This window comes from Sphaerochaeta sp. (assembly GCF_050178175.1).
In the GTDB taxonomy this organism is placed as follows: Bacteria; Spirochaetota; Spirochaetia; order Sphaerochaetales; family Sphaerochaetaceae; genus Sphaerochaeta.
Genome location: NZ_JBFXGH010000112.1, coordinates 1 through 7,162, shown reverse-complemented (window position 1 = coordinate 7,162; position 7,162 = coordinate 1). Strand labels below are relative to the sequence as shown.

The 7,162-nt window shown below is 44.4% G+C and carries 10 protein-coding genes; 9 read left to right on the top strand and 1 reads right to left on the bottom strand.

Features of this window, described 5'->3' with window-relative positions; genetic code table 11:
- Positions 1-310: 310 nt before the first annotated feature.
- Positions 311-814, bottom strand: coding sequence for a JAB domain-containing protein (locus AB7S66_RS10425; protein WP_428519753.1), 504 nt, complete (start codon positions 812-814; stop codon positions 311-313).
- A gap of 68 nt (positions 815-882) precedes the next feature.
- Between AB7S66_RS10425 and AB7S66_RS10420 the strand changes: the two genes are divergently transcribed.
- From AB7S66_RS10420 to csm3, 9 genes are all read left to right on the top strand, one after another.
- Positions 883-1,044: a MerR family DNA-binding transcriptional regulator gene (locus AB7S66_RS10420; protein ID WP_428519751.1), complete on the top strand. Its 162-nt coding sequence runs from the start codon at positions 883-885 to the stop codon at positions 1,042-1,044.
- Between the two features lie 9 nt (positions 1,045-1,053).
- A complete protein-coding gene (locus tag AB7S66_RS10415; RefSeq protein WP_428519749.1) occupies positions 1,054-1,563 on the top strand; it encodes a hypothetical protein in 510 nt (169 codons plus the stop codon).
- Between the two features lie 45 nt (positions 1,564-1,608).
- Entirely contained in the window at positions 1,609-2,064 is a 456-nt protein-coding gene (locus AB7S66_RS10410; protein WP_428519747.1) for a helix-turn-helix domain-containing protein, read from the top strand.
- Between the two features lie 117 nt (positions 2,065-2,181).
- Entirely contained in the window at positions 2,182-2,565 is a 384-nt protein-coding gene (locus AB7S66_RS10405) for a transposase (RefSeq protein ID WP_428519745.1), read from the top strand.
- The gene (locus AB7S66_RS10400; RefSeq protein WP_428519743.1) at positions 2,553-2,759 is read left to right on the top strand and encodes a hypothetical protein; all 207 of its coding nucleotides are present in this window, start codon (positions 2,553-2,555) and stop codon (positions 2,757-2,759) included. Before AB7S66_RS10405 ends, AB7S66_RS10400 begins: the two co-directional genes overlap by 13 nt.
- A gap of 97 nt (positions 2,760-2,856) precedes the next feature.
- The gene (gene cas6, locus AB7S66_RS10395) at positions 2,857-3,777 is read left to right on the top strand and encodes a CRISPR system precrRNA processing endoribonuclease RAMP protein Cas6 (RefSeq protein ID WP_428519741.1); all 921 of its coding nucleotides are present in this window, start codon (positions 2,857-2,859) and stop codon (positions 3,775-3,777) included.
- A 14-nt stretch (positions 3,778-3,791) separates the two neighbouring features.
- Positions 3,792-6,116 (top strand): type III-A CRISPR-associated protein Cas10/Csm1, encoded by a 2,325-nt coding sequence (gene cas10, locus AB7S66_RS10390; protein WP_428519739.1) that lies wholly within the window; start codon positions 3,792-3,794, stop codon positions 6,114-6,116.
- Positions 6,117-6,265: 149 nt separating this feature from the next.
- On the top strand, positions 6,266-6,745 hold the full coding sequence (gene csm2 / locus AB7S66_RS10385; protein WP_428519737.1) for a type III-A CRISPR-associated protein Csm2: 480 nt from the start codon (positions 6,266-6,268) through the stop codon (positions 6,743-6,745).
- Positions 6,746-6,765: 20 nt separating this feature from the next.
- On the top strand, positions 6,766-7,162 hold a 397-nt coding region (csm3, locus tag AB7S66_RS10380; RefSeq protein WP_428519735.1), incomplete at its 3' end, for a type III-A CRISPR-associated RAMP protein Csm3.

The following is a 7,162-nucleotide window of genomic DNA, read 5'->3' as shown; positions in this document are numbered from 1 at the left end:
TTAGGGTTATGTTCGATTGTATGACATCAAGCTTCCCTGTCGGCTAGTGTCTTATACTTACTAGTAGCGTTGCCTAATTATGGGAGAGTGTGGAATTTTAATAAGCGCGATGCTAATACGACAATAATTAAGGAAAAGTCGCACAATTAAGTTTTTCCTATATACATGTTCCCGAAGGTTTCAAGTTACACAATTGCAATGAAGTTATTAGCTTTCTCGGCTTGGAAAAGCCTTAAGCCAGATTCCTCAGTATTGAGAAAACCTCAAAATGCCGCATTCTAGAGGGGTTTTGGCCTTTTTTGCCCTATTATTATTGTATCAAATGTGAGGTCAAGACATCCCGGGGATGTACGAGTGTACGGTTCACCAATCCTATGGAGCATACATTCACCGAGAGCACCTCATGGGCTCCGTTCAAACAGATACTCAGGAAGTGTTCCTGCATACGTCCTGCATAGTGCCTGATCAGGGGAAAGATGTCTCCTGGAGTGGAAATTTGTCTTCGTTTGGCAGGGAGCCTTCTCCTTCCAAGCTCAAGGGCTGCCCCTATGAGCGTGGCCTTCGCCATGCCAAGTCCTCCTATGGCCATCAGGTCTTCGTTGTTGGCCATAGGCTTTCGGTCCAGGAGCTCCAGAAGATCCTTGGCAATTGTGTTCACTGGGCGGTCACGATTTCCGCTCCCGATGAGGATGGAGAGAAGTTCCTGATCACTGAGTGCCTCAGCCCCACGCTGGATCAGCCGCTCCCTTGGCCGGTCGCAGACAGCCATCTCCTTGATTCGTCGTTCGGTTTGTTGGTTTATTTGGTATTTCATACTCTGTTAAGATGCAAAAGCCTGTTGTTTGCTTGAGCTCTTCGGTAGAGCTGTGGTACAACTAAGGCATGCAGGAACATACCTATCGTATCGGCGAATTGGCGAGGAAATGCAATGTGACCGCACGGACCATCAGATATTATGAGTCCCTGGGGTTGCTGAAAACCAACTCCCGTTCAGAAGGTGGCCAGCGCTACTATACAGATGCAGATGTGGTGTATCTGATATGATGTGATCTCTTGTCAAGTATAATTTTTGTGATCGGCAAGCCGATAGGCAGGGGCGATGTGAGCAGCGAGGGACTGGAGCATGCATTCTCATCCAGGCTCGACCAACAGTCCATCCTGGTCACCGACAAGAGCAAGGGAGGCATCAAGTATGCCGAGAGCACGGGACTGGCCCATTTTGCACTTGATTCAAGGAAGGAATCCAGGAAAGGGCCGTACAACCTGCAGCTGGTGAACGCATTACACTCCATAATTTCGGAAAAATCACACAGCAGGGCTTGCTTTGCGACCAAGAATGCTGAGCTGTACATCACCTGGGAGGCATGGAAGCTGCTGAACAGGACCAAGAGCCTGGCTGAGAAGAAGGATATTCTCAAATCACTGGTTGTTCCAGGCAAGAGAACAGTCACGATGCAGCAGACCAGGAACTGGGAACTGCCCCCGGTATGGCTCCAATTTCCGAATAACTCAACTACGCAAAAAAACCTAGTAGCTTGTAAACACAAAAACTTTAATTTTTGAAATATTTGTGTTATCCTCCAAATAGCTGTGTATTTGGGGATAGCTATGAAGTATCAATCCTTGCGTATCACGTTGACGACAGAAGAACGGAATGAATTCGAGAAGGTTGTGTGCAACGGCACTGCTCAAGCAAAGGAGATCATGCGCGCAAACATCCTTCTCGCCGTCGATGAGTCTGGAGGACGCAAGCGTATGAAGGATGTCGTGGTAGCCCGCATGTTGGGCACCACACCCCAGACGATCTGCCGGGTCAAGAAGGACTACCTGCAAAAGCCTCAGGGTACGGACTCGATCAAGCGGAAAAAGCGGGTGACCCCGCCGGTCCCTGCCAAGATCGATGGCAGTGTCGAGGCCCACATCATCGCCATTGCCTGCTCAAATCCGCCTGCCGGATATGGGAGATGGACGCTCCGGCTCATTGCCGACAGGATGGTGGAATTGGATTACATTGACGCAATTTCCCATACGACAGTGGGAAAAACACTAAAAAAACAGGTTTAAGCCTTACCTGAAGCGCTGCTGGTGCATTCCACCGCAGCAAAACAGTGATTTTGTAGCCAAGATGGAGGATGTGCTGTCGGTATATGCAAGACCCTATGATGAGAAACGGCCCCAGGTGTGTATGGACGAGAAACCGGTCCGACTGCTGGGAGACCTCGGAAAGCCGCAGACTCCAACCACACCAAGCTCGAGGATAGTGAATACATAAGGAACGGTACCTGCAGCATCTTCATGTTCACAGAACCTCTTGGTTGCTGGAGGGAAGCACATGCCTGCAAACGCAGGACCAAGAAGGTCTGGGCGTCTGAGATCAAATGGCTCTTGGATGAGAAATACCCCCATGCCGAAAAGGTTGTTCTTGTCATGGACAACCTCAATACCCACAGCATCTCTTCCTTGTATGAGGCGTTCCCCCCTGAAGAAGCTTTCAGGCTGTCGCAAAGATTGGAAATTCACTTCTCACCCCCAAGCATGGCAGTTGGCTGGATATGGCTGAGATAGAGTTATCGGCCTTGACCAACCAATGCCTCTCCCACCGGAGAATCGACAATATGGAAGAAGACTTGAAAACCGAAATTCTGAGCTGGTCGGTATCAAGGACTGCCAACCAAAAAGGTATCGATTGGCAATTCACTGTACAGGATGCAAGGACAAAACTCAAAGCCCTCTATCCTGTTATTGAATTGAAGAATTAGACTTTACGAGCTACTAGTTTAATATTACTGCGTACTTCAGCAAAAAAATTTAATAGATTATTAGTCAATTATCACCAAAAGGTGATATAATTAACCGATGAGACCATTCCCACAAATTCAATATATACCTCTCACCTTGACAATTTCTTTTGAGAAGCCAGTCGAATATGAGGTTCCTCCTGCATTCATTCTCAGAAGTATATTGGGGTTGAATCTCCATGACATCTGCTGTATCGCTAAGAGAAACACCTGTCCAGAATGTGAACACAATGGAAGTTGTATATATGCACAGGTTTTTGATACCATATTGCAAAAAGACAATCAGATGTATCATGGACGGGACCGTGCGCCACACCCTTTTATTCTCCGCATGGACAATTGGTTCATGCCAAAAGAAGATACTTTGACATTCACTGTGCTTTTGCTTGGCAATGCCATAGCCTATACGTCGTATATCTATGGTGCTTTTCTTAGAGGACAATTCCGTGGATTTGGCCGTGATCGGATTCGGTATACCATTGAGTCTATCTCGTCAGATGGGGTGGAACTCCTCGAAGATGCTGGTTTCCTCAATTACCAGACTGCGATTAAGAATTGGGTACCTTCAAATCAACAACAGGATAGGACCTATGAAGGGTCTCTTTTTATTCGCTTTCAAAGTCCACTAAGATTCAAGTATCACGGTGCATATGCTGATACGTTCACAAGTCTTTCCTTGTTCTCCTGTTTCAAGAGGCGATTGGAGACCCTTTGCCTTTTATATGGAATTGTTGAAGAAGTACAAGTTCTCCCCCTAAAATTTGAGGTCCTGCATCAAATAACTGAGTGGAAGGAATATCCTCACTACTCAACACGACAAAGACGTAATATGTTTCTAGGTGGAGTAGTAGGAAACATCGAACTCAAAGGAGAGTTTACCCAATATGAATTGGATTTGCTCTCTTTCAATGAACTTTTTCAAGCGGGTAAAAATACGAGTTTTGGATTTGGAAAAATGTCTTTCTGGAGGTATTTCTAAAGAGGAGGAAATGCGTGATAACAGCAACAATTCAGGAGATTGTTCTTGCAGGTTTGCTCCATGATATTGGGAAGTTTGCCCAACGTGCGGGAATGTCAGAATACAAGGACAAGTCGATGGAAGGAATTCTCTGTAGATCCACAAAGCAGGGATATTATACACACCAACATGTACTATATACATTGGGATATCTTGATACAGTGAAAGATTGTTTTCCCGATTCCATCAATGTTGGACGTCTTATAAATCTTGCAGCCTATCATCATAACCCTTCAGAAGAAGACCATCATATCATCACCATTGCAGATAGGCTTAGCAGTGGTATGGACAGATTTAGCGACAAAGAACTGGAATATGAAGCTCAGGGACAATTCTATGAGCAGCCGATGTTGAATATTGCATCCACACTGAGCATAAAGGAAACGGAGAACTCTGCACCATTGAAAACAGATGCGAGTTATCTCCCAATTCGGCCACTGGATGGGAATGCCATCGGTACACAAGGCCAGAAAAAAATCTCTAAAAACGAGTATCTCCAGCAATGGAGCCAGTTTGAGAAGGATTTTCTTAAACTCAAAGGTTTGGGATATGATGAGTTTCTAGCGGCTCTGCTCACCATATTAGAACGCTATACTTGGTGCATCCCATCTTCCACCATAGATGATCCAGATATCAGTTTGTTCCATCATGCAAAGACAACTGCTGCGTTTGCAGCATGCATCGCTGTCTATGCCGCTAAACATGGGAATTGGATTAATACTATCCAGAAAGATGCTCCCTATACTTTCGTTCAAGGAGATATGTCGGGAATACAGAAATTTATCTTCAATCTTCCCACTTCGAAATACAATGCGAAGATCTTGCGTGCAAGAAGTTTCCAGATTTGGTCACTTAGCTTTGCCTTCGCGAAGTTTGCTACCCACACTTTTGGGATGACTGATGCGAACATAATCACCTTCGCTGGAGGGCGTTTTATGTTGCTTGTTCCTAGAACAGATAAAACCTCACAACATGTCAAGAATCTCCAATTTTTGTTGGATGAGTATATGCTCAAGGGATATTCCGGCCAGCTTGCGTGCATACTTTCCCAGACAGATATAAATGATTCCTCTGAGCTTACAAAAGCCAGAGGGCTCGAGCTTCAGTTTCGCATGCAGAACCAAGAGATTCAGAGCAAGAAGAAAAAGTTCCAACTTGGACTACATAAAACCTGGTACATGCTTGATGAAGAATATGAGAAGCTTCAGAAGAACGGAGATTGTCCCTTATGCCAGATCAACCCAAAAGAATCGAATAGTGAACATTGCAAAGGTTGTTCCTCTCTCATATCCATAGGAGGAACTCTGATGCAAGCAAAAAGGATAGTCATAGATGCTAAGGAACTTTTGCCTTTTGAAGAGATGGTAAAAGTTGTGAGAAAATCTTCCGCTTCCACTGTATTTGGCTACACGAACAGGGAGTATATACCTGGATTGCCGATGATTACCCTTCCGTACCTCGCTCCGTACCGTGATGATGAAGAAACGGGGTTGCTGAGCTTTGAGGAAATAGCCATGAATTCCAAAACAAAGAAGCAGAAGAAACTCGCAATGTTTAAGGCAGACATTGACAACCTTGGGTTGCTCTTCAGTTCCTCCTTGGGGAATCGATGGTCTCTCTCCCGTTATTCTGATTTAAGCTATCAATTCCAACAGTTTTTTTCTAGTTTCTTGGCACAGATGATCCAAGGCAATGAGAAGTACAAGAAGAGTATTTACGTCGTATTCTCTGGAGGAGATGACCTATGTGTGATTGGTCCTTGGGACGTAGTCATGGAATTTGCATTGGATTTTCGTCAACGGTTAGATGTATTCACGAACCACAACAAAGCCATCACTCTTTCGGGGGGGATTGCTCTTGCATCCAGCTCGCTTCCTGTTAAAAACCTTGCAGCGATGGCAGAAAATGGACTCGAAACATCCAAGCAAAGGAAAGAACGCAATCTCATTGTTAAAGACGGTATTACGATATTCGGAGTCACTCAGTCTTGGGAAGCGTTCCAGAGAAGCTTGTCAAATGGCAAGCAGATGTTGAAGTACATAGATGCCAATGTTGTCTCCAAAGCGACAGTATATAGAATCATTGATTTTTCTCATCGTGCAGAAAGGGTAGGAAACGGAGAATTGAAAGATTTGTTATGGGCCAGTAACTATCAGTATCAACTAAGTAGGACAATCGACAAGAATCAGAGAGAGGTCCGTTCTTGGTTTGAACAATTTGGAGCATCGCCTTCACAAATGGTTGAGGCACGGGTTTCAGCAAGTTATGCCCTCTATCAGGTTCGTGATAGATCGGATTGATAAAATCAAAGGAAATCGAGGACAGCCTTCTCTTGAATGAAGTTCAAAGACTTATTTACAATCTGGTCGTCTGTCTCGAAATCATCTTATCAAAAAATCAATTACCTATCGTAAGTATAAGGTGAATGAATATTAGGAGGAGATTTACAATGCCACAGCCAAAACAAGGAAACGGCCCTTCGATGATTGGTGGGTTCTATGAGGATGGGGAAAGTCGGGTAAAACCTGATTTATTCGACTCCAAGGCGCTTGAAATTGCGAATAAATTGTATAAGGTCAGCCATAATGAGTATAACGGCCGTGATGTGATCAATGGTGTGAGCGGGACCCAACTCAGGCGAATATTCGACGAAGTGAAGCGGTTTGAGTACCTACTCCAGCTTGATACAACCATGTGGGATATCCAGCTTCCCTACATCAAGATGATTAAATCAAAAGTACGATACACCATTGCCAGGTCAACCAGAAACCTGCGCAACAGTGATGAGATTGGTTGTTATAAAGCCTTGTCAGATTTTTTGATTGAAGGTATCGACAGCATCCAAAAGCAGAAGGATTATGAGGTTTTTCTGGCACTTTTTGAAGCTGTTTATGGGTTCTATTATGAACATGCCCCAAACAGAAGTTAAATCAAAAGAGGAGATAAATCATGGGATATAAACAGTTGGAACAAAAGAAAATAACAGGAAAAATTGTGGTGAAAACAGGTCTTCATATCGGAGCTGGAAACGATAAGGTCGAAATTGGTGGTATGGACAATCCCATTATAAGGAATCCTCTCAATCGAGAACCCTATATACCAGGATCTTCTATAAAAGGCAAGATGCGTTCTCTCTTGGAATGGAAATTGGGTAAAATCGATACGGAAAGCAAAAAGCCTGGAGGACCCTGTTCTTGTGGAAAAGCTGATTGCCAGATTTGCAGGGTGTTTGGAAGTGCCAATAATTCGAGGAACAGTGCATCAACGATTGAAAAAGGACCAACTCGACTTATCGTAAGGGATGCGACGCTTTCCGATGAATATCGCGTTATGATGAAGCAAGGTA